This is a genomic window from Streptomyces sp. NRRL S-1813 (assembly GCF_000719605.1).
GTDB classification, from domain to species: domain Bacteria; phylum Actinomycetota; class Actinomycetes; order Streptomycetales; family Streptomycetaceae; genus Streptomyces; species Streptomyces decoyicus.
The window spans coordinates 173,729-192,856 of sequence record NZ_JOHB01000009.1; the positions used below are offsets into that span (position 1 = coordinate 173,729).

The 19,128-nt window shown below is 65.6% G+C and carries 26 protein-coding genes; all 26 read left to right on the forward strand.

Annotated elements, in window-relative coordinates:
* Positions 1–63 precede the first annotated feature (63 nt).
* Positions 64–3,963, forward strand: coding sequence for a DNA-directed RNA polymerase subunit beta' (locus IF67_RS0115830; RefSeq protein ID WP_030986131.1), 3,900 nt, complete (start codon positions 64–66; stop codon positions 3,961–3,963).
* 233 nt (positions 3,964–4,196) lie between these two features.
* Positions 4,197–4,676, forward strand: a complete 480-nt coding sequence (locus IF67_RS0115835; RefSeq protein WP_030986133.1) for a DUF1707 and DUF4190 domain-containing protein — start codon at positions 4,197–4,199, stop codon at positions 4,674–4,676.
* A 380-nt stretch (positions 4,677–5,056) separates the two neighbouring features.
* Positions 5,057–5,428 (forward strand): 30S ribosomal protein S12, encoded by a 372-nt coding sequence (gene rpsL, locus IF67_RS0115840; RefSeq protein ID WP_003948652.1) that lies wholly within the window; start codon positions 5,057–5,059, stop codon positions 5,426–5,428.
* Positions 5,429–5,430: 2 nt separating this feature from the next.
* On the forward strand, positions 5,431–5,901 hold the full coding sequence (rpsG, locus tag IF67_RS0115845; protein ID WP_030986135.1) for a 30S ribosomal protein S7: 471 nt from the start codon (positions 5,431–5,433) through the stop codon (positions 5,899–5,901).
* A 39-nt stretch (positions 5,902–5,940) separates the two neighbouring features.
* The gene (fusA, locus tag IF67_RS0115850; RefSeq protein WP_030986137.1) at positions 5,941–8,061 is read left to right on the forward strand and encodes an elongation factor G; all 2,121 of its coding nucleotides are present in this window, start codon (positions 5,941–5,943) and stop codon (positions 8,059–8,061) included.
* Positions 8,062–8,215: 154 nt separating this feature from the next.
* On the forward strand, positions 8,216–9,409 hold the full coding sequence (tuf, locus tag IF67_RS0115855) for an elongation factor Tu (protein ID WP_006604872.1): 1,194 nt from the start codon (positions 8,216–8,218) through the stop codon (positions 9,407–9,409).
* A 479-nt stretch (positions 9,410–9,888) separates the two neighbouring features.
* Positions 9,889–10,197, forward strand: a complete 309-nt coding sequence (gene rpsJ, locus IF67_RS0115860) for a 30S ribosomal protein S10 (protein WP_014054162.1) — start codon at positions 9,889–9,891, stop codon at positions 10,195–10,197.
* Between the two features lie 14 nt (positions 10,198–10,211).
* Positions 10,212–10,856 (forward strand): 50S ribosomal protein L3, encoded by a 645-nt coding sequence (rplC, locus tag IF67_RS0115865; protein WP_030986140.1) that lies wholly within the window; start codon positions 10,212–10,214, stop codon positions 10,854–10,856.
* A gap of 8 nt (positions 10,857–10,864) precedes the next feature.
* A complete protein-coding gene (gene rplD, locus IF67_RS0115870; protein ID WP_030986142.1) occupies positions 10,865–11,518 on the forward strand; it encodes a 50S ribosomal protein L4 in 654 nt (217 codons plus the stop codon).
* Positions 11,518–11,841, forward strand: a complete 324-nt coding sequence (gene rplW, locus IF67_RS0115875; protein ID WP_030986144.1) for a 50S ribosomal protein L23 — start codon at positions 11,518–11,520, stop codon at positions 11,839–11,841. Before rplD ends, rplW begins: the two co-directional genes overlap by 1 nt.
* Positions 11,842–11,880: 39 nt before the next feature.
* Positions 11,881–12,717 (forward strand): 50S ribosomal protein L2, encoded by an 837-nt coding sequence (gene rplB / locus IF67_RS0115880; protein WP_030074780.1) that lies wholly within the window; start codon positions 11,881–11,883, stop codon positions 12,715–12,717.
* Positions 12,718–12,729: 12 nt separating this feature from the next.
* Positions 12,730–13,011 (forward strand): 30S ribosomal protein S19, encoded by a 282-nt coding sequence (rpsS, locus tag IF67_RS0115885; protein ID WP_030986146.1) that lies wholly within the window; start codon positions 12,730–12,732, stop codon positions 13,009–13,011.
* A 43-nt stretch (positions 13,012–13,054) separates the two neighbouring features.
* Entirely contained in the window at positions 13,055–13,402 is a 348-nt protein-coding gene (rplV, locus tag IF67_RS0115890; RefSeq protein WP_037839423.1) for a 50S ribosomal protein L22, read from the forward strand.
* A complete protein-coding gene (gene rpsC, locus IF67_RS0115895; RefSeq protein WP_030986147.1) occupies positions 13,402–14,229 on the forward strand; it encodes a 30S ribosomal protein S3 in 828 nt (275 codons plus the stop codon). The genes rplV and rpsC overlap by 1 nt, the downstream gene beginning before the upstream one ends.
* A 5-nt stretch (positions 14,230–14,234) precedes the next feature.
* Positions 14,235–14,654: a 50S ribosomal protein L16 gene (gene rplP / locus IF67_RS0115900; protein ID WP_006604880.1), complete on the forward strand. Its 420-nt coding sequence runs from the start codon at positions 14,235–14,237 to the stop codon at positions 14,652–14,654.
* Complete coding sequence (rpmC, locus tag IF67_RS0115905) at positions 14,654–14,878, forward strand: 50S ribosomal protein L29 (RefSeq protein WP_030074787.1); 225 nt, start codon at positions 14,654–14,656, stop codon at positions 14,876–14,878. The genes rplP and rpmC overlap by 1 nt, the downstream gene beginning before the upstream one ends.
* Positions 14,878–15,159 (forward strand): 30S ribosomal protein S17, encoded by a 282-nt coding sequence (gene rpsQ, locus IF67_RS0115910; RefSeq protein ID WP_006604882.1) that lies wholly within the window; start codon positions 14,878–14,880, stop codon positions 15,157–15,159. The genes rpmC and rpsQ overlap by 1 nt, the downstream gene beginning before the upstream one ends.
* Before the next feature lie 107 nt (positions 15,160–15,266).
* Entirely contained in the window at positions 15,267–15,635 is a 369-nt protein-coding gene (rplN, locus tag IF67_RS0115915) for a 50S ribosomal protein L14 (RefSeq protein ID WP_003992364.1), read from the forward strand.
* A 3-nt stretch (positions 15,636–15,638) separates the two neighbouring features.
* A complete protein-coding gene (gene rplX, locus IF67_RS0115920) occupies positions 15,639–15,962 on the forward strand; it encodes a 50S ribosomal protein L24 (protein ID WP_006604883.1) in 324 nt (107 codons plus the stop codon).
* Positions 15,962–16,522, forward strand: coding sequence for a 50S ribosomal protein L5 (gene rplE, locus IF67_RS0115925; protein ID WP_030074789.1), 561 nt, complete (start codon positions 15,962–15,964; stop codon positions 16,520–16,522). The genes rplX and rplE overlap by 1 nt, the downstream gene beginning before the upstream one ends.
* A gap of 2 nt (positions 16,523–16,524) precedes the next feature.
* Positions 16,525–16,710: a type Z 30S ribosomal protein S14 gene (locus IF67_RS0115930; RefSeq protein WP_004571834.1), complete on the forward strand. Its 186-nt coding sequence runs from the start codon at positions 16,525–16,527 to the stop codon at positions 16,708–16,710.
* 239 nt (positions 16,711–16,949) lie between these two features.
* Positions 16,950–17,348 (forward strand): 30S ribosomal protein S8, encoded by a 399-nt coding sequence (gene rpsH, locus IF67_RS0115935; protein ID WP_030986149.1) that lies wholly within the window; start codon positions 16,950–16,952, stop codon positions 17,346–17,348.
* 22 nt (positions 17,349–17,370) lie between these two features.
* Positions 17,371–17,910, forward strand: a complete 540-nt coding sequence (rplF, locus tag IF67_RS0115940) for a 50S ribosomal protein L6 (protein ID WP_030986151.1) — start codon at positions 17,371–17,373, stop codon at positions 17,908–17,910.
* 3 nt (positions 17,911–17,913) lie between these two features.
* Positions 17,914–18,297: a 50S ribosomal protein L18 gene (gene rplR / locus IF67_RS0115945; RefSeq protein ID WP_030074793.1), complete on the forward strand. Its 384-nt coding sequence runs from the start codon at positions 17,914–17,916 to the stop codon at positions 18,295–18,297.
* A gap of 46 nt (positions 18,298–18,343) precedes the next feature.
* Positions 18,344–18,946 (forward strand): 30S ribosomal protein S5, encoded by a 603-nt coding sequence (rpsE, locus tag IF67_RS0115950; RefSeq protein ID WP_030986153.1) that lies wholly within the window; start codon positions 18,344–18,346, stop codon positions 18,944–18,946.
* Positions 18,946–19,128, forward strand: coding sequence for a 50S ribosomal protein L30 (gene rpmD, locus IF67_RS0115955; RefSeq protein ID WP_030074796.1), 183 nt, complete (start codon positions 18,946–18,948; stop codon positions 19,126–19,128). The genes rpsE and rpmD overlap by 1 nt, the downstream gene beginning before the upstream one ends.

A 19,128-nucleotide genomic window follows, 5' to 3' on the forward strand; every position in this document is an offset into this window, starting at 1 on the left:
CGTCGGCCCCAAGACCCCCGTTTCAGACCACAGACTTACAACCCTGAGAGGGATTGACGCATAGTGCTCGACGTCAACTTCTTCGATGAGCTCCGGATCGGTCTGGCTACCGCTGACGACATCCGTCAGTGGAGCCACGGCGAGGTCAAGAAGCCCGAGACCATCAACTACCGCACCCTCAAGCCCGAAAAGGACGGACTCTTCTGCGAGAAGATCTTCGGTCCTACCCGGGACTGGGAGTGCTACTGCGGTAAGTACAAGCGCGTCCGCTTCAAGGGCATCATCTGCGAGCGCTGCGGCGTCGAGGTCACTCGCGCCAAGGTGCGTCGTGAGCGGATGGGCCACATCGAGCTCGCCGCTCCCGTCACGCACATCTGGTACTTCAAGGGTGTGCCGAGCCGGCTGGGCTACCTGCTGGACCTCGCGCCCAAGGACCTCGAAAAGGTCATCTACTTCGCCGCCTACATGATCACGTGGGTGGACGAGGAGCGTCGTACGCGTGACCTGCCCTCGCTGGAGGCGCACGTCTCCGTCGAGCGTCAGCAGATCGAGCAGCGTCGTGACTCCGACCTGGAGGCCCGCGCCAAGAAGCTCGAGACCGACCTGGCCGAGCTCGAGGCCGAGGGCGCCAAGGCCGACGTGCGCCGCAAGGTGCGCGAGGGCGCCGAGCGTGAGATGAAGCAGCTGCGCGACCGTGCGCAGCGCGAGATCGACCGTCTCGACGAGGTCTGGAACCGCTTCAAGAACCTCAAGGTCCAGGACCTGGAGGGCGACGAGCTGCTCTACCGCGAGCTGCGTGACCGCTTCGGCACGTACTTCGACGGCTCCATGGGTGCCGCTGCTCTTCAGAAGCGCCTGGAGACCTTCGACCTCGACGAAGAGGCCGAGCGCCTCCGCGAGATCATCCGTACCGGCAAGGGCCAGAAGAAGACCCGTGCGCTCAAGCGCCTCAAGGTCGTCTCCGCCTTCCTCCAGACCCGCAACAGCCCCAAGGGCATGGTGCTGGACTGCATCCCGGTGATCCCGCCGGACCTGCGTCCGATGGTGCAGCTGGACGGTGGCCGCTTCGCGACCTCCGACCTGAACGACCTGTACCGCCGTGTGATCAACCGCAACAACCGCCTGAAGCGGCTTCTCGACCTCGGCGCGCCCGAGATCATCGTGAACAACGAGAAGCGCATGCTCCAGGAGGCCGTGGACGCCCTCTTCGACAACGGTCGTCGCGGTCGCCCGGTCACCGGTCCCGGTAACCGCCCGCTGAAGTCCCTCAGCGACATGCTGAAGGGCAAGCAGGGCCGGTTCCGTCAGAACCTGCTCGGTAAGCGAGTCGACTACTCGGCGCGTTCCGTCATCGTCGTCGGCCCGCAGCTCAAGCTGCACCAGTGCGGTCTGCCCAAGGCCATGGCGCTGGAGCTCTTCAAGCCGTTCGTGATGAAGCGCCTGGTGGACCTGAACCACGCGCAGAACATCAAGAGCGCGAAGCGCATGGTCGAGCGCGGCCGCACGGTCGTCTACGACGTGCTCGAAGAGGTCATCGCCGAGCACCCGGTGCTGCTGAACCGTGCGCCGACCCTGCACCGTCTGGGCATCCAGGCCTTCGAGCCGCAGCTGGTCGAGGGCAAGGCCATTCAGATTCACCCGCTCGTCTGCACCGCGTTCAACGCGGACTTCGACGGTGACCAGATGGCCGTCCACCTCCCGCTGTCCGCGGAGGCCCAGGCCGAGGCCCGCATCCTGATGCTGTCCTCGAACAACATCCTCAAGCCGGCCGACGGCCGTCCGGTCACCATGCCGACCCAGGACATGGTGCTCGGCCTCTTCTTCCTCACCACGGATGAAGAGGAGCGCAAGGTCATCGGCGAGGGCCGGGCGTTCGGCTCGACCGCCGAGGCGATCATGGCGTTCGACGCCAAGGAGCTCTCGCTCCAGGCGAAGGTCGACATCCGCTTCCCGATCGGCACCGTCCCGCCCCGTGGCTGGACCCCGCCGCTTCCGGAAGAGGGCGAGCCCGAGTGGCAGCAGGGTGACAGCTTCCGGCTGCGGACGACCCTGGGCCGTGCGCTCTTCAACGAGCTGCTGCCCGAGGACTACCCGTTCGTCGACTACTCGGTGGGCAAGAAGCAGCTCTCCGCGATCGTCAACGACCTGGCCGAGCGTTACCCGAAGGTCATCGTGGCGGCGACGCTCGACAACCTGAAGGCGGCCGGCTTCCACTGGGCGACCCGTTCCGGCGTCACCGTCGCCGTCTCGGACATCGTCGTGCCGGAGGCCAAGAAGGCCATCGTCGCGGGCTACGAGGCCCAGGACGAGAAGGTCCAGAAGCAGTACGAGCGCGGTCTGATCACCAAGGACGAGCGCACGCAGGAACTCATCAACATCTGGACCAAGGCGACCAACGAGGTCTCCGAGGCGATGAATGAGAACTTCCCCAAGACGAACCCCATCTTCATGATGGTTGACTCGGGTGCCCGAGGAAACATGATGCAGATGCGGCAGATCGCCGGTATGCGTGGTCTGGTGTCGAACGCGAAGAACGAGACCATCCCGCGTCCGATCAAGGCATCGTTCCGCGAGGGTCTGTCCGTGCTGGAGTACTTCATCTCCACCCACGGTGCCCGTAAGGGTCTGGCGGACACCGCCCTTCGTACCGCCGACTCCGGTTACCTCACCCGTCGTCTGGTCGACGTCTCTCAGGACGTCATCATTCGCGAGGAGGACTGCGGCACGGAGCGTGGCCTCAAGCTGCGGATCGCCTCGAAGGACGCCGCCGGTGTCCTGCGCAAGGCGGACGACGTCGAGTCCAGCGTCTACGCCCGCATGCTGGCCGAGGACGTTGTCGTCGACGGCAAGGTCGTCGCCCCGGCGAACGTCGACCTCGGTGACGTGCTCATCGACGCCCTGGTCAACGCGGGTGTCGAGGAGGTCAAGACCCGCTCGGTCCTGACCTGTGAGTCCGCGGTCGGCACCTGTGCCTTCTGCTACGGCCGCTCGCTGGCCACCGGCAAGCTGGTCGACATCGGTGAGGCGGTCGGCATCATCGCCGCCCAGTCCATCGGTGAGCCCGGCACCCAGCTGACGATGCGTACCTTCCACACCGGTGGTGTGGCCGGTGACGACATCACCCTGGGTCTGCCGCGTGTCGTCGAGCTCTTCGAGGCCCGTACGCCCAAGGGTGTCGCCCCGATCTCGGAGGCGGCCGGCCGCGTCCGTATCGAGGAGACCGAGAAGACCAAGAAGGTCATCGTCACCCCGGACGACGGCAGCGACGAGATGCCCTACGGCGTCTCCAAGCGTGCTCGTCTCCTGGTGGGCGAGGGCGACCACGTCACGGTCGGCCAGCCGCTGACCGTGGGTGCTGTCAACCCGCACGACGTGCTGCGGATCCTCGGCCAGCGTGCCGTCCAGGTCCACCTGGTCGGCGAGGTCCAGAAGGTCTACAACAGCCAGGGCGTGGCGATCCACGACAAGCACATCGAGATCATCATCCGGCAGATGCTGCGCCGTGTGACGATCATCGAGTCCGGCGACGCGGAGCTGCTGCCGGGCGAGCTGGTGGAGCGCACGAAGTTCGAGGGCGAGAACCGTCGCGTCGTGGCGGAAGGCGGCCACCCGGCCTCCGGCCGTCCGCAGCTGATGGGTATCACCAAGGCTTCGCTGGCCACCGAGTCCTGGCTGTCGGCGGCGTCCTTCCAGGAGACGACCAGGGTCCTGACCGACGCGGCGATCAACGCCAAGTCGGACTCCCTGATCGGCCTCAAGGAGAACGTCATCATCGGTAAGCTCATCCCGGCCGGTACGGGTCTGTCCCGCTACCGCAACATCCGGGTCGAGCCCACCGAAGAGGCCAAGGCCGCGATGTACTCGGCTGTCGGTTACGACGACATCGACTACTCGCCCTTCGGCACCGGCTCCGGCCAGGCGGTCCCGCTGGAGGACTACGACTACGGTCCGTACAACCAGTAATCCTGGTCCGTACGACAGCAACAGGGCGGCCATCCCTTGCGGGGTGGCCGCCCTGCGGCGTTATGGACCGGCGCTCTCGCGGGTTGGGGGCCGCGCGGGGGAACTTGTTCTCCCATTGCTGCGTCTGTGATGAGAAGATGGGGACAACTGTCGAGCGGGGGGAGGTTCGCGAAGTGGCATTCCAGCCGTGGCAGGGTGGGCAGCCCGCTCAGCCGTCGAATCAGGTGCCTGCCATGCGTGCCTCGCACGCCGATCGTGAGCGAGCGGTCGATGTGCTCAAGGCGGGATTTGCCGAGGGGCGGCTGCTTCAGCCGGAGTACGAGCAGCGGATCACACGGGCCTACAAGGCGCAGACGCATGCCGAATTGCAGATGCTGGTAGCGGATCTTCCGCAGGGGCCGGTGCCGCAGGCGCAGTTCGTGCCGCAGCGTCCGGTGCCGGCGACCTTCATGCCGATGCAGATGCCCATGCCGGTGCACACCAACAGCTCGGCGACGGGCGCGCTGGTCTGCGGGATCATGACGCCGGTGACGTGGGGGCTGACGGCGATCCCGGCCGTGATTCTGGGGCACAAGGCGCGGGCCGAGATCCGCCGGACCGGAGAGCGCGGGGACGGGCAGGCCCTTACGGGGCTGGTCCTCGGCTGGCTGGGCATCGGTGGCTGGGCGCTGTTCATCCTGGTGACGGTCCTGGTGGCCGTGGCCAATATCTAGGAGTCGTGCGGCGGCGGGCGTGGCGCGTCAGCGGGGCGTGGCGCCTTCTTCCGTCCGGCCGGGGATCGCACTACCGTGGCCGCAACGCCGTGAGGAGTCCGGCGTGTCCTTCGCGTGTGCATTTGTTTTGACCGCAGCCCATGCGGTAGGTACGCTCTGACCTTGTGCCTGGGGTGTCCCTGGGCTGCCGTGCCCGCAATCTCCACAGCCTTTCGGTCAGGAGAGCCACAGCACGGAAGCCGGGTTTTGACACCGCAATCTGCCGCCTCACTCGTTCCAGCGAGGGATCGGACTGCAGTATTCGACACACCCGACCGCGTGGGTCGGGGAATGTTCCAGGTTAGCTTTACCGAGACTGGCACACAGAAACCGGAGAAACGGTGCCTACGATCCAGCAGCTGGTCCGAAAGGGCCGGCAGGACAAGGTCGAGAAGAACAAGACGCCCGCGCTCGAGGGTTCGCCCCAGCGCCGTGGCGTCTGCACGCGTGTTTTCACGACCACCCCGAAGAAGCCGAACTCGGCCCTGCGTAAGGTCGCGCGTGTGCGTCTGACCAGCGGGATCGAGGTCACCGCTTACATTCCGGGTGAGGGCCACAACCTCCAGGAGCACTCGATCGTGCTCGTGCGTGGCGGCCGTGTGAAGGACCTGCCGGGTGTTCGGTACAAGATCATCCGCGGCTCCCTCGACACGCAGGGCGTCAAGAACCGCAAGCAGGCTCGCAGCCGCTACGGCGCCAAGAAGGAGAAGTAAGAATGCCTCGTAAGGGCCCCGCCCCGAAGCGCCCGGTCATCATTGACCCGGTCTACGGTTCTCCTCTGGTGACCTCCCTCATCAACAAGGTGCTGCTGAACGGCAAGCGCTCCACCGCTGAGCGCATCGTTTACGGCGCCATGGAGGGTCTGCGCGAGAAGACCGGTAACGACCCGGTCATCACGCTCAAGCGCGCGCTCGAGAACATCAAGCCGACCCTCGAGGTCAAGTCCCGCCGTGTCGGTGGCGCGACCTACCAGGTCCCGATCGAGGTCAAGCCCGGCCGCGCCGCGACCCTCTCGCTCCGCTGGCTCGTGGGCTACTCCCGCGCCCGCCGCGAGAAGACCATGACCGAGCGCCTCATGAACGAACTGCTCGACGCCTCCAACGGCCTCGGCGCTTCGGTCAAGAAGCGTGAGGACACGCACAAGATGGCCGAGTCCAACAAGGCCTTCGCGCACTACCGCTGGTAGTCGCAACCCACATCGAGACCGAGAGAAGATTGAGCCACTATGGCCACCACTTCGCTTGACCTGGCCAAGGTCCGCAATATTGGGATCATGGCCCACATCGACGCGGGCAAGACGACCACCACCGAGCGGATCCTGTTCTACACCGGTGTTTCGTACAAGATCGGTGAGGTCCACGACGGCGCTGCCACGATGGACTGGATGGAGCAGGAGCAGGAGCGCGGCATCACCATCACGTCTGCCGCGACGACCTGCCACTGGCCGCTGGAAGACGTCGACAACACCATCAACATCATCGACACCCCGGGCCACGTCGACTTCACGGTCGAGGTGGAGCGCTCGCTGCGCGTCCTGGACGGTGCGGTGACGGTGTTCGACGGCGTTGCCGGTGTCGAGCCCCAGTCCGAGACCGTCTGGCGTCAGGCGGACCGCTACGGCGTTCCGCGTATCTGCTTCGTCAACAAGCTTGACCGAACGGGCGCCGAGTTCCACCGCTGCGTCGACATGATCGTGGACCGCCTCGGCGCGACCCCGATCGTGATGCAGCTCCCGATCGGCACCGAGGCCGACTTCAAGGGCGTCGTCGACCTCGTGACGATGAAGGCCCTGGTCTGGTCGGCCGAGGCCGCCAAGGGCGAGATGTACGACACCGTCGACATCCCGGACACCCACATCGAGGCTGCCGACGAGTGGCGCGGCAAGCTGCTCGAGGCCGTTGCCGAGAACGATGAAGAGGTCATGGAGCTGTACCTGGAGGGCCAGGAGCCCACCGTGGAGCAGCTCTACGCGGCGATCCGCCGGATCACCATCGCTTCGGGCAAGGCCGACAGCACCACCGTGACCCCGGTGTTCTGCGGTACCGCGTTCAAGAACAAGGGCGTGCAGCCCCTGCTCGACGCGGTCGTGCGCTACCTCCCCTCCCCCCTGGACGTCGAGGCCATCGAAGGCCACTCCGTCAAGGACCCGGAAGAGGTCATCAAGCGCCAGCCGTCCGCGGACGAGCCGCTGTCCGCCCTTGCCTTCAAGATTGCGAGCGACCCCCACCTGGGCAAGCTCACCTTCATCCGCATCTACTCGGGCCGCCTTGAGGCCGGCTCGCAGGTGCAGAACTCGGTGAAGGGCAAGAAGGAGCGCATCGGCAAGATCTACCGGATGCACGCGAACAAGCGTGAGGAGATCGACTCGGTGGGTGCCGGTGACATCGTCGCCGTCATGGGTCTGAAGCAGACCACCACCGGTGAGACCCTCTGTGACTCCGCCAACCAGGTCATCCTGGAGTCGATGGAGTTCCCGGCCCCGGTCATCCAGGTCGCCATTGAGCCCAAGTCCAAGGGCGACCAGGAGAAGCTGGGTGTCGCCATCCAGCGGCTCGCCGAAGAGGACCCCTCGTTCCAGGTGCACACCGACGAGGAGACCGGCCAGACCATCATCGCGGGTATGGGCGAACTGCACCTCGACGTGCTGGTCGACCGTATGAAGCGTGAGTTCCGGGTTGAGGCCAACGTCGGCAAGCCGCAGGTCGCCTACCGCGAGACCCTGCGCAAGCCGGTCGAGCGTCTCGACTACACGCACAAGAAGCAGACTGGTGGTTCCGGCCAGTTCGCGAAGGTGCAGATCGCGATCGCGCCCCTCGAGGGCGACGGGTACGAGTTCGAGAACAAGGTCACCGGTGGCCGTATCCCGCGGGAGTACATCCCGTCCGTGGACGCGGGCTGCCAGGAGGCCATGGAGTTCGGTGTTCTCGCCGGCTACCCGCTGACCGGCGTCAAGGTCACGCTCCTCGACGGTGCCTTCCACGAGGTCGACTCTTCCGAGATGGCCTTCAAGATCGCCGGTTCGATGGCCTTCAAGGAGGCCGCGCGCAAGGCCTCCCCGGCCCTGCTCGAGCCGATGATGAAGGTCGAGGTCACCACGCCCGAGGACTACATGGGCGATGTGATCGGCGACATCAACTCTCGCCGTGGACAGATCCAGTCCATGGAGGAGCGCAGCGGCGCCAAGCTCGTCACGGGCCTGGTTCCCCTGTCGGAGATGTTCGGCTACGTCGGCGACCTCCGCAGCAAGACCTCGGGTCGCGCAAGCTACTCGATGCAGTTCGACTCCTACGCCGAGGTTCCCCGGAACGTCGCCGAGGAGATCATCGCGAAGGCCAAGGGCGAATAGCTCCGTCTCCGAGAGTCGGAACACGCTTTAGGCTTGACACCGTCTGCCGGGGTAATCCCCGCAATCCGTGAGGAACGCCCCGGCAGCCGGCATCCCAGCAAAGATCACCTGGCGCCGATGAGTAAGGCGTACAGAACCACTTCAGGAGGAACCAGTGGCGAAGGCGAAGTTCGAGCGGACTAAGCCGCACGTCAACATCGGCACCATCGGTCACATTGACCACGGTAAGACGACCCTCACGGCCGCCATTACCAAGGTGCTGCACGACGCGTACCCGGACCTGAACGAGGCCTCGGCCTTCGACCAGATCGACAAGGCTCCTGAGGAGCGCCAGCGCGGTATCACGATTTCGATCGCGCACGTCGAGTACCAGACGGAGAACCGTCACTACGCCCACGTCGACTGCCCCGGTCACGCGGACTACATCAAGAACATGATCACGGGTGCGGCGCAGATGGACGGCGCCATCCTCGTGGTTGCCGCCACCGACGGCCCGATGCCGCAGACCAAGGAGCACGTGCTCCTGGCCCGCCAGGTCGGCGTTCCGTACATCGTCGTCGCCCTGAACAAGGCCGACATGGTGGACGACGAGGAGATCCTGGAGCTCGTCGAGCTCGAGGTCCGTGAGCTCCTCTCCGAGTACGAGTTCCCCGGCGACGACGTTCCGGTCGTCAAGGTCTCGGCGCTCAAGGCGCTCGAGGGCGACAAGGAGTGGGGCGACTCCGTCCTCAAGCTCATGGCCGCCGTCGACGAGTCGATCCCGCAGCCCGAGCGCGACGTCGACAAGCCGTTCCTGATGCCGATCGAGGACGTCTTCACGATCACCGGCCGTGGCACCGTTGTCACCGGTCGTATCGAGCGTGGTGTCCTCAAGGTCAACGAGACCGTCGACATCATCGGCATCAAGACCGAGAAGACCACCACCACGGTCACCGGTATCGAGATGTTCCGGAAGCTCCTCGACGAGGGCCAGGCCGGTGAGAACGTCGGTCTGCTCCTCCGTGGCATCAAGCGCGAGGACGTCGAGCGCGGCCAGGTCATCATCAAGCCGGGCTCGGTCACGCCGCACACCTCGTTCGAGGCCCAGGCGTACATCCTGTCGAAGGACGAGGGTGGCCGTCACACCCCGTTCTTCAACAACTACCGCCCGCAGTTCTACTTCCGCACCACCGACGTGACCGGCGTCGTGACCCTCCCCGAGGGCACCGAGATGGTCATGCCGGGCGACAACACTGAGATGACCGTTGAGCTCATCCAGCCCGTCGCGATGGAAGAGGGCCTGAAGTTCGCCATCCGTGAGGGTGGCCGGACCGTCGGCGCCGGCCAGGTCACCAAGATCACGAAGTAATTTCGCTGATCCGGTTGATCCGGTAGCTCCCGGCCTTCGGGCCGGGGGTCCGGGGCGCTGCCCCGGAAAAGCACGACAAGGAGCCCTGCCCGCCATCAGGTGGGCGGGGCTCCTTGACAGTTGGGCCCCGATTAGCCTTACGCGTCCCAGGTGTGGCACACTGTCCAGGTTGCTCGGTTGAGTGCCGATGCTGCGCGCCTCCCGCCGGGAGGACTGGAAGCGAGTCCCAGGTATTCGTCGTCCCTTCTCAGGGTCGGAAATACGGGAATCTTCCGGGAAGCGTCAGCGGGGTGCCTCGGCCAGGCGCCCGGTGGGTGTTCTTCCCCTGCCTACTCCTTCTGAAGGATCTCCTTTACGGAGATTTACGGGAAGGGGTGCGACACGCCCGACCGCGTGGGTCGGAGAAGAACAGTGTTCCTCACGGAGCACAGCGCATCGGGTCCCAGAGCGTTTACGAGAGACAGGACTACAAAGTAGCCATGGCGGGACAGAAGATCCGCATCCGGCTCAAGGCCTACGACCACGAGGTCATCGACTCTTCGGCGAAGAAGATCGTCGAGACGGTGACCCGTACTGGTGCGTCGGTCGCAGGCCCGGTGCCGCTGCCCACTGAAAAGAACGTGTACTGCGTCATCAAGTCGCCGCACAAGTACAAGGACGCGCGCGAGCACTTCGAGATGCGCACGCACAAGCGCCTGATCGACATCCTCGACCCGACGCCCAAGACCGTTGACTCGCTGATGCGCCTGGACCTTCCGGCCGGCGTTGACATCGAGATCAAGCTCTGAGAGGCGCGGAAGAGATGGCTAAGCAGATCAAGGGCATCCTGGGCGAGAAGCTCGGCATGACCCAGGTCTGGGACGAGAACAACCGTGTCGTCCCGGTCACTGTGGTCAAGGCCGGCCCCTGTGTCGTTACCCAGGTGCGCACCAATGACCAGGACGGTTACGACTCCGTCCAGATCGCCTTCGGCGAGATCGACCCGCGCAAGGTGAACAAGCCCCTCAAGGGCCACTTCGCGAAGGCCGACGTCACCCCCCGTCGCCACCTCGTCGAGGTCCGTACCACCGATGCCGGTGAGTACACCCTCGGCCAGGAAGTGACCGCTGAGACCTTCGAGTCCGGCGTCAAGGTGGACGTGACCGGCAAGAGCAAGGGCAAGGGCTTCGCCGGCGTCATGAAGCGTCACGGCTTCCACGGCGGCAAGGCGTCCCACGGTGCCCACCGTGTGCACCGTAAGCCTGGCTCCATCGGTGGCTGCGCCACCCCGGGCCGCGTGTTCAAGGGCATGCGGATGGCCGGCCGTATGGGCAATGAGCGGGTCACCACCCAGAACCTGACCGTCCACGCCGTTGACGCGGAGAAGGGTCTGCTGCTCATCAAGGGCGCAGTTCCTGGTCCGAACGGCGGCCTCGTCCTGGTCCGTACCGCGGCCAAGGGGGCCTGAGGTAACCGATGAGCACCATTGACATCCTTTCGCCGGCAGGCGACAAGGCCGGTACCGTCGAGCTCCCCACGGAGATCTTCGACGCGAAGGTCAGCGTTCCGCTGATCCACCAGGTCGTTGTCGCACAGCTGGCCGCTGCCCGTCAGGGCACGCACAAGACCAAGACTCGCGGCGAGGTCCGCGGCGGTGGCAAGAAGCCGTACCGCCAGAAGGGCACCGGCCGCGCGCGCCAGGGTTCGACCCGTGCGCCGCAGTTCGCCGGCGGTGGCATCGTCCACGGCCCGCAGCCGCGTGACTACTCGCAGCGGACGCCCAAGAAGATGAAGGTTGCCGCCCTGCGCGGTGCCCTCACCGACCGGGCCCGTAACAGCCGTATCCACGTCGTTGCCGGCGTGGTCGAGGGCGACATCTCCACCAAGGCCGCCAAGACTCTCCTCGGCAAGGTCAGCGAGCGGAAGCACGTGCTCCTGATCGCCGAGCGCAGCGATGAGGCCGCGTGGCTGTCCGCCCGCAACCTGCCCCAGGTGCACATCCTGGAGCCGGGCCAGCTGAACACGTACGACGTGCTCGTCTCCGACGACGTGGTCTTCACCAAGGCCGCCTTCGAGTCCTTCGTGTCTGGCCCCAAGGCCAACGCTGAGACCGAAGGGAGCGACGCCTGATGAGTGCGGCCGTCGTCACCAGCAAGACCTTCTCGGACCCGCGCGACATTCTCGTCAAGCCGGTTGTCTCGGAGAAGAGCTACGCCCTGCTGGACGAGAACAAGTACACGTTCATCGTCGCGCCGGGCTCGAACAAGACCCAGATCAAGCAGGCCGTCGAGGCGGTCTTCTCGGTCAAGGTCACCGGGGTCAACACGATCAACCGGCAGGGCAAGCGCAAGCGCACCCGCACCGGTTACGGCAAGCGCGCCGACACGAAGCGCGCCATCGTGACCCTCGCCGAGGGCGACCGTATCGACATCTTCGGCGGCCCGGTCTCCTAACGGAGTCCGAGTCGTCCGGAATCGGACGAGGACTGAGAAATGGGTATCCGCAAGTACAAGCCGACGACCCCGGGCCGTCGTGGCTCCAGCGTCGCCGACTTTGTCGAGATCACGCGGTCCACGCCGGAGAAGTCGCTGGTCCGCCCGCTGCACAGCAAGGGCGGCCGTAACAACGCCGGTCGTGTGACCGTTCGCCACCAGGGTGGTGGCCACAAGCGCGCCTACCGAGTGATCGACTTCCGTCGTCACGACAAGGACGGCGTGCCGGCCAAGGTCGCGCACATCGAGTACGACCCGAACCGCACCGCGCGCATCGCGCTGCTGCACTACGCAGACGGCGAGAAGCGCTACATCATCGCGCCCCGTGGCCTGGCCCAGGGTGCTCGGATTGAGAACGGCGCTGGCGCCGACATCAAGCCGGGCAACAACCTGCCGCTGCGCCACATCCCCGTGGGTACGACGATCCACGCGATCGAGCTGCGTCCGGGCGGCGGTGCGAAGTTCGCCCGCTCGGCCGGTGCCTCCGTGCAGCTGCTGGCGAAGGAGGGCCGCATGGCCCACCTTCGTATGCCGTCCGGTGAGATCCGCCTGGTCGACGTGCGCTGCCGCGCCACCGTCGGCGAGGTCGGCAACGCCGAGCAGTCGAACATCAACTGGGGTAAGGCCGGCCGCATGCGCTGGAAGGGCGTTCGCCCGACCGTGCGTGGTGTCGTGATGAACCCCGTCGACCACCCGCACGGTGGTGGTGAGGGCAAGACCTCCGGTGGTCGCCACCCGGTCTCGCCGTGGGGTCAGAAGGAGGGTCGTACTCGTTCGCCGAAGAAGGCGAGCAACAAGTACATCGTCCGCCGCCGCAAGACGAACAAGAAGCGCTAGGAGCGGGTTTAGATGCCGCGCAGTCTCAAGAAGGGGCCCTTCGTCGACGACCACCTTTCCAAGAAGGTGGATGTTCAGAACGATGCCGGCTCCAAGAACGTCATCAAGACCTGGTCCCGCCGCTCCATGATCGTCCCGGCCATGCTCGGCCACACGATCGCGGTGCACGACGGCCGCAAGCACGTCCCGGTGTTCGTCACCGAGTCGATGGTCGGCCACAAGCTCGGCGAGTTTGCGCCGACCCGCACCTTCCGCGGCCACGAGAAGGACGACCGCAAGTCGCGGCGTCGTTGATCGGCGGAGTGCGAAGACTATGACTGACACCGAAGGGACAACCATGGAAGCCAGGGCCCAGGCGCGGTACATCCGCGTCACGCCCATGAAGGCCCGCCGCGTGGTGGACCTTATCCGTGGCATGAATGCCACGGAGGCTCAGGCGGTCCTGCGTTTCGCCCCGCAGGCCGCGAGCGTGCCGGTGGGCAAGGTGCTGGACAGCGCCATTGCCAACGCCGCGCACAACTACGACCACACCGACGCCGGCAGCCTCGTCATTTCCGAGGCATACGTCGACGAGGGCCCGACCCTGAAGCGGTTCCGTCCGCGTGCTCAGGGCCGTGCCTACCGGATCCGCAAGCGGACCAGCCACATCACCGTGGTCGTCAGCAGCAAGGAAGGAACCCGGTAATGGGCCAGAAGGTTAACCCGCACGGGTTCCGGCTCGGCATCACCACCGACTTCAAGTCGCGCTGGTACGCCGACAAGCTGTACAAGGACTACGTCAAGGAAGACGTCGCCATTCGTCGCATGATGACGAAGGGCATGGAGCGCGCCGGTATCTCCAAGGTGGAGATCGAGCGCACCCGTGAGCGCGTCCGCGTTGACATCCACACCGCTCGTCCGGGCATCGTCATCGGCCGCCGTGGCGCCGAGGCCGACCGCATCCGTGGCGAACTGGAGAAGCTGACCGGCAAGCAGGTCCAGCTGAACATCCTCGAGGTCAAGAACCCCGAGACCGATGCTCAGCTCGTGGCCCAGGCCGTCGCCGAGCAGCTCTCCTCCCGCGTCTCCTTCCGTCGCGCCATGCGTAAGAGCATGCAGTCGACGATGAAGGCCGGCGCCAAGGGCATCAAGATCCAGTGCGGCGGCCGTCTCGGCGGCGCCGAGATGTCCCGCTCGGAGTTCTACCGCGAGGGCCGTGTGCCCCTGCACACGCTCCGTGCGAACGTCGACTACGGCTTCTTCGAGGCCAAGACCACCTTCGGCCGTATCGGCGTGAAGGTCTGGATCTACAAGGGCGACGTCAAGAACATCGCCGAGGTGCGTGCCGAGAACGCTGCCGCCCGTGCGGGTAACCGCCCGGCTCGCGGTGGCGGCAACGACCGCCCGCGCCGCGGTGGCGAGCGTGGCGGCCGCGGTGGCCGCAAGCCGCAGCAGCAGACCGCCGCTGCCGAGGCCCCCAAGGCCGAGGCCGCTGCCGCTGCTCCGGCGGAGACCCCCGGAACGGAGGCCTGACCGACATGCTGATCCCTCGCAGGGTCAAGCACCGCAAGCAGCACCACCCGAAGCGCAGCGGTATGGCCAAGGGTGGCACCGAGCTGGCCTTCGGTGAGTACGGCATTCAGGCCGTCACCCCGGCTTACGTGACGAACCGTCAGATCGAGTCCGCTCGTATCGCGATGACCCGTCACATCAAGCGTGGCGGCAAGGTCTGGATCAACATTTACCCGGACCGCCCGCTCACGAAGAAGCCGGCCGAAACCCGCATGGGTTCCGGTAAGGGTTCTCCGGAGTGGTGGGTCGCGAACGTCAAGCCCGGTCGGGTGATGTTCGAGCTGTCCTTCCCGAACGAAAAGGTTGCCAAGGAGGCGCTGACCCGCGCCGCCCACAAGCTTCCGATGAAGTGCCGCATTGTGCGGCGCGAGGCAGGTGAGTCGTGATGGCGGCCGGTATCAAGGCGACCGAGCTGCGCGAGCTGAATGACGAGGACCTCGTCGGCAAGCTTCGTGAGGCCAAGGAGGAGCTGTTCAACCTCCGCTTCCAGGCGGCGACCGGACAGCTCGAGAACCACGGTCGGCTCAAGTCCGTCCGTAAGGACATCGCCCGGATCTACACCCTGATGCGTGAGCGCGAGCTGGGCATCGAGACGGTGGAGAGCGCCTGATGAGCGAGAAGAATGTGACTGAGACGAACGAGCGCGGTTTCCGCAAGACCCGTGAGGGTCTCGTCGTCAGCGACAAGATGGACAAGACCGTCGTCGTCGCCGTCGAGGACCGCGTCAAGCACGCGCTGTACGGCAAGGTCATCCGCCGTACCAACAAGCTCAAGGCGCACGACGAGCAGAACGCTGCCGGCGTCGGCGACCGCGTCCTCCTGATGGAGACCCGGCCGCTGTCCGCCACCAAGCGCTGGCGCATCGTCGAGATCCTCGAGAAGGCCAAGTAATCCCTCCTAGGGGGACCCCCTAGGAACAGTTCCGCCAGGCTCGGCAGGGGCTCGCCTCAGCAGAGGAAAGCCCCTGCCGGGAACCGGCAGACACACAGGAGATAGACGTGATCCAGCAGGAGTCGCGACTGCGGGTCGCCGACAACACTGGTGCGAAGGAAATCCTTTGCATCCGTGTTCTCGGTGGTTCCGGTCGCCGCTACGCGGGCATCGGTGACGTCATCGTCGCCACCGTGAAGGATGCGATCCCCGGTGGCAACGTGAAGAAGGGTGACGTCATCAAGGCGGTCATCGTTCGCACCGTCAAGGAGCGCCGCCGTCCGGACGGCTCGTACATCCGCTTCGACGAGAACGCGGCCGTCATCCTCAAGAACGATGGCGACCCCCGCGGCACCCGCATCTTCGGCCCCGTGGGCCGGGAGCTGCGCGAGAAGAAGTTCATGAAGATCATCTCGCTCGCGCCGGAGGTGCTGTAACCGATGAAGATCAAGAAGGGCGACCTGGTCCAGGTCATCACCGGTAAGGACAAGGGCAAGCAGGGCAAGGTCATCCAGGCCTTCCCCCGTGAGGACCGTGTCCTGGTCGAGGGTGTCAACCGGGTCAAGAAGCACACCAAGGCCGGACAGACCGCTCGTGGTTCGAAGACCGGCGGCATCGTGACGACCGAGGCCCCTGTCCACGTCAGCAATGTTCAGCTGGTCGTGGAGAAGGACGGCAACAAGGTCGTTACCCGCGTCGGGTACCGCTTCGACGACGAGGGCAACAAGATCCGCGTTGCCAAGCGGACCGGTGAGGACATCTGATGACTGCCACCACCAACGCGCCGCGTCTGAAGACGCGCTACCGCGAAGAGATCGCCGGGAAGCTGAAGGACGAGTTCTCGTACGAGAACGTCATGCAGATCCCCGGTCTGACCAAGATCGTGGTCAACATGGGTGTGGGCGACGCCGCCCGCGACTCCAAGCTGATCGAGGGCGCCATCCGCGACCTCACCACGATCACCGGACAGAAGCCGGCCGTCACCAAGGCCCGTAAGTCCATCGCGCAGTTCAAGCTGCGTGAGGGCCAGCCGATCGGTGCCCACGTCACCCTCCGCGGTGACCGCATGTGGGAGTTCCTGGACCGCCTGCTGTCGCTGGCGCTGCCGCGCATCCGCGACTTCCGTGGTCTGTCCCCGAAGCAGTTCGACGGTCGGGGCAACTACACCTTCGGTCTCACGGAGCAGGTCATGTTCCACGAGATCGACCAGGACAAGATCGACCGGACGCGGGGCATGGACATCACCGTGGTCACCACGGCGTCCAACGACGATGAGGGCCGTGCCCTGCTTCGTCACCTCGGCTTCCCGTTCAAGGAGAACTGACCGTGGCGAAGAAGGCTCTGATCGCTAAGGCGGCTCGTAAGCCGAAGTTTGCTGTCCGCGCGTACACGCGTTGCCAGCGCTGCGGCCGTCCGCACTCCGTCTACCGCAAGTTCGGCCTGTGCCGCGTGTGCCTTCGTGAGATGGCTCACCGTGGCGAGCTGCCGGGCGTGACCAAGAGCTCCTGGTAATCCCTTCATCGGGATGACCAGGGCTCTCGGTAAGCATTGGGCCGGTGGGCGCCCCACCCCTTTCTTCCCGTAGGGTAGAAGGGTTTGGGCGCCCCGCCGCCCGAGACCGACCGCGGGCCGTGCCCGCATAAAGTCGCTTACTACGCCGTAGGTCCCCGCGCCGCACCCGTCCCGACTCTGATCGGGGAGAGGGATGGCGCACATAGGAAACCCCGGCGAGAGAGGCCGAAGGCCAATTCATGACCATGACTGATCCCATCGCAGACATGCTGACCCGTCTGCGGAACGCGAACTCGGCATACCACGACGACGTCGCGATGCCGCACAGCAAGATCAAGTCGCACATCGCGGAGATCCTCCAGCAGGAGGGCTACATCACCGGCTGGCGCGTCGAGGACGCCGAGGTTGGCAAGAACCTCGTCCTCGAGCTGAAGTTCGGCCCGAACCGCGAGCGCTCGATCGCCGGCATCAAGCGGATCTCGAAGCCGGGCCTGCGGGTCTACGCAAAGTCCACAAGTCTGCCGAAGGTCCTCGGCGGCCTGGGCGTGGCGATCATCTCCACGTCCCACGGTCTCCTGACCGGTCAGCAGGCCAGCAAGAAGGGCGTGGGTGGGGAAGTCCTCGCCTACGTCTGGTAACCAGGGAACGGAGGAATAGCTAATGTCGCGTATTGGCAAGCTGCCCATCCAGGTTCCCGCTGGTGTGGACGTCACCATCGAGGGCCGTACGGTCGCCGTGAAGGGCCCCAAGGGTTCCCTCTCGCACACCGTCGCGGCGCCCATCGAGGTCGCCAAGGGTGAGGACGGCGTGATCAACGTTGTCCGCCCGAACGACGAGCGTCAGAACAAGGCCCTGCACGGCCTGTCCCGCACGCTGGTGGCGAACATGATCACCGGCGTGACCCAGGGCTACAGCAAGGCGCTCGAGATCAGCGGTGTCGGTTACCGCGTCCAGGCGAAGGGCTCCAACCTGGAGTTCTCCCTGGGCTACAGCCACCCGATCCTGATCGAGGCCCCCGAGGGCATCTCCTTCAAGGTCGAGTCCCCGACCAAGCTCAGCGTCGAGGGCATCGACAAGCAGAAGGTCGGCGAGGTTGCGGCGAACATCCGCAAGCTGCGCAAGCCTGACCCGTACAAGGCCAAGGGCGTCAAGTACGCCGGCGAGGTCATCCGCCGCAAGGTCGGAAAGGCTGGTAAGTAAGCCATGGCATACGGTGTGAAGATCGCCAAGGGCGACGCTTACAAGCGGGCCGCTGCAAAGCGGCGCCACATCCGCATCCGTAAGCGGATTTCGGGTACCCCGGAGCGTCCGCGTCTGGTGGTGACGCGGTCCAACCGTGGCATCACCGCTCAGGTCATCGACGACATTGCGGGCCACACGCTGGCCTCGGCGTCGAGCCTGGACGCGTCGATCCGTGGTGGCGAGGGCGACAAGAGCGCTCAGGCCCAGAAGGTCGGCTCCCTGGTCGCCGAGCGTGCCAAGGCCGCCGGTGTCGAGGCCGTCGTGTTCGACCGTGGTGGCAAGCAGTACGCCGGGCGGATTGCCGCTCTGGCCGACGCCGCCCGCGAAGCCGGGCTGAAGTTCTAAGCCCCGGTTCCGGAGCTAGCGGACGTAACAGAGAGAGGTAAATCCAATGGCTGGACCCCAGCGCCGCGGGAGCGGTGCCGGTGGCGGCGAGCGGCGGGACCGGAAGGGTCGCGACGGTGGCGCTGCCACCGAGAAGACCGCATACGTTGAGCGCGTTGTCGCGATCAACCGTGTCGCCAAGGTTGTCAAGGGTGGCCGTCGCTTCAGCTTCACCGCGCTGGTCGTGGTGGGCGATGGTGACGGCACCGTAGGTGTCGGTTACGGCAAGGCCAAGGAAGTTCCGGCTGCCATCGCCAAGGGCGTGGAAGAGGCCAAGAAGAACTTCTTCAAGGTCCCCCGTATCCAGGGCACCATCCCTCACCCCATCCAGGGCGAGAAGGCTGCGGGCGTTGTCCTGCTCAAGCCGGCTTCCCCCGGTACCGGTGTGATCGCCGGTGGCCCCGTGCGTGCCGTTCTGGAGTGCGCGGGCATCCACGACGTGCTGAGCAAGTCGCTCGGTTCGTCGAACCCGATCAACATCGTGCACGCCACGGTGACCGCGCTTCAGGGCCTTCAGCGCCCCGAGGAGATCGCGGCCCGTCGTGGCCTGCCGCTGGAGGACGTTGCCCCCGCCGCTCTGCTGCGGGCGCGTGCCGGGGTGACCGCGTAATGGCGCACCTCAAGATCACGCAGACGAAGTCTTTCATCGGTAGCAAGCAGAACCACCGCGACACCCTTCGTTCGCTGGGCCTCAAGCGGCTCAACGACGTGGTTGTCAAGGAGGACCGCCCCGAGTTCCGCGGAATGGTGCACACCGTCCGCCACCTCGTGACGGTTGAGGAGGTCGACTGA

What these genes read in the sequence shown, in the direction of transcription:
- rplD (WP_030986142.1), top strand. Translation starts at nt 10,865, where the DNA reads ATGAGCACCATTGACATCCTTTCGCCGGCAGGCGACAAGGCCGGTACC.
- rpsG (WP_030986135.1), top strand. Translation starts at nt 5,431, where the DNA reads ATGCCTCGTAAGGGCCCCGCCCCGAAGCGCCCGGTCATCATTGACCCG.
- rpsJ (WP_014054162.1), top strand. Translation starts at nt 9,889, where the DNA reads ATGGCGGGACAGAAGATCCGCATCCGGCTCAAGGCCTACGACCACGAG.
- rplW (WP_030986144.1), top strand. Translation starts at nt 11,518, where the DNA reads ATGAGTGCGGCCGTCGTCACCAGCAAGACCTTCTCGGACCCGCGCGAC.
- rplP (WP_006604880.1), top strand. Translation starts at nt 14,235, where the DNA reads ATGCTGATCCCTCGCAGGGTCAAGCACCGCAAGCAGCACCACCCGAAG.
- rplR (WP_030074793.1), top strand. Translation starts at nt 17,914, where the DNA reads ATGGCATACGGTGTGAAGATCGCCAAGGGCGACGCTTACAAGCGGGCC.
- rpsH (WP_030986149.1), top strand. Translation starts at nt 16,950, where the DNA reads ATGACCATGACTGATCCCATCGCAGACATGCTGACCCGTCTGCGGAAC.
- rpsQ (WP_006604882.1), top strand. Translation starts at nt 14,878, where the DNA reads ATGAGCGAGAAGAATGTGACTGAGACGAACGAGCGCGGTTTCCGCAAG.
- rpsC (WP_030986147.1), top strand. Translation starts at nt 13,402, where the DNA reads ATGGGCCAGAAGGTTAACCCGCACGGGTTCCGGCTCGGCATCACCACC.
- rplX (WP_006604883.1), top strand. Translation starts at nt 15,639, where the DNA reads ATGAAGATCAAGAAGGGCGACCTGGTCCAGGTCATCACCGGTAAGGAC.
- fusA (WP_030986137.1), top strand. Translation starts at nt 5,941, where the DNA reads ATGGCCACCACTTCGCTTGACCTGGCCAAGGTCCGCAATATTGGGATC.
- rpmC (WP_030074787.1), top strand. Translation starts at nt 14,654, where the DNA reads ATGGCGGCCGGTATCAAGGCGACCGAGCTGCGCGAGCTGAATGACGAG.
- rplC (WP_030986140.1), top strand. Translation starts at nt 10,212, where the DNA reads ATGGCTAAGCAGATCAAGGGCATCCTGGGCGAGAAGCTCGGCATGACC.
- rplF (WP_030986151.1), top strand. Translation starts at nt 17,371, where the DNA reads ATGTCGCGTATTGGCAAGCTGCCCATCCAGGTTCCCGCTGGTGTGGAC.
- rplB (WP_030074780.1), top strand. Translation starts at nt 11,881, where the DNA reads ATGGGTATCCGCAAGTACAAGCCGACGACCCCGGGCCGTCGTGGCTCC.
- rplV (WP_037839423.1), top strand. Translation starts at nt 13,055, where the DNA reads ATGGAAGCCAGGGCCCAGGCGCGGTACATCCGCGTCACGCCCATGAAG.
- rpsS (WP_030986146.1), top strand. Translation starts at nt 12,730, where the DNA reads ATGCCGCGCAGTCTCAAGAAGGGGCCCTTCGTCGACGACCACCTTTCC.
- rplE (WP_030074789.1), top strand. Translation starts at nt 15,962, where the DNA reads ATGACTGCCACCACCAACGCGCCGCGTCTGAAGACGCGCTACCGCGAA.
- rpsE (WP_030986153.1), top strand. Translation starts at nt 18,344, where the DNA reads ATGGCTGGACCCCAGCGCCGCGGGAGCGGTGCCGGTGGCGGCGAGCGG.
- IF67_RS0115835 (WP_030986133.1), top strand. Translation starts at nt 4,197, where the DNA reads ATGCGTGCCTCGCACGCCGATCGTGAGCGAGCGGTCGATGTGCTCAAG.
- rpmD (WP_030074796.1), top strand. Translation starts at nt 18,946, where the DNA reads ATGGCGCACCTCAAGATCACGCAGACGAAGTCTTTCATCGGTAGCAAG.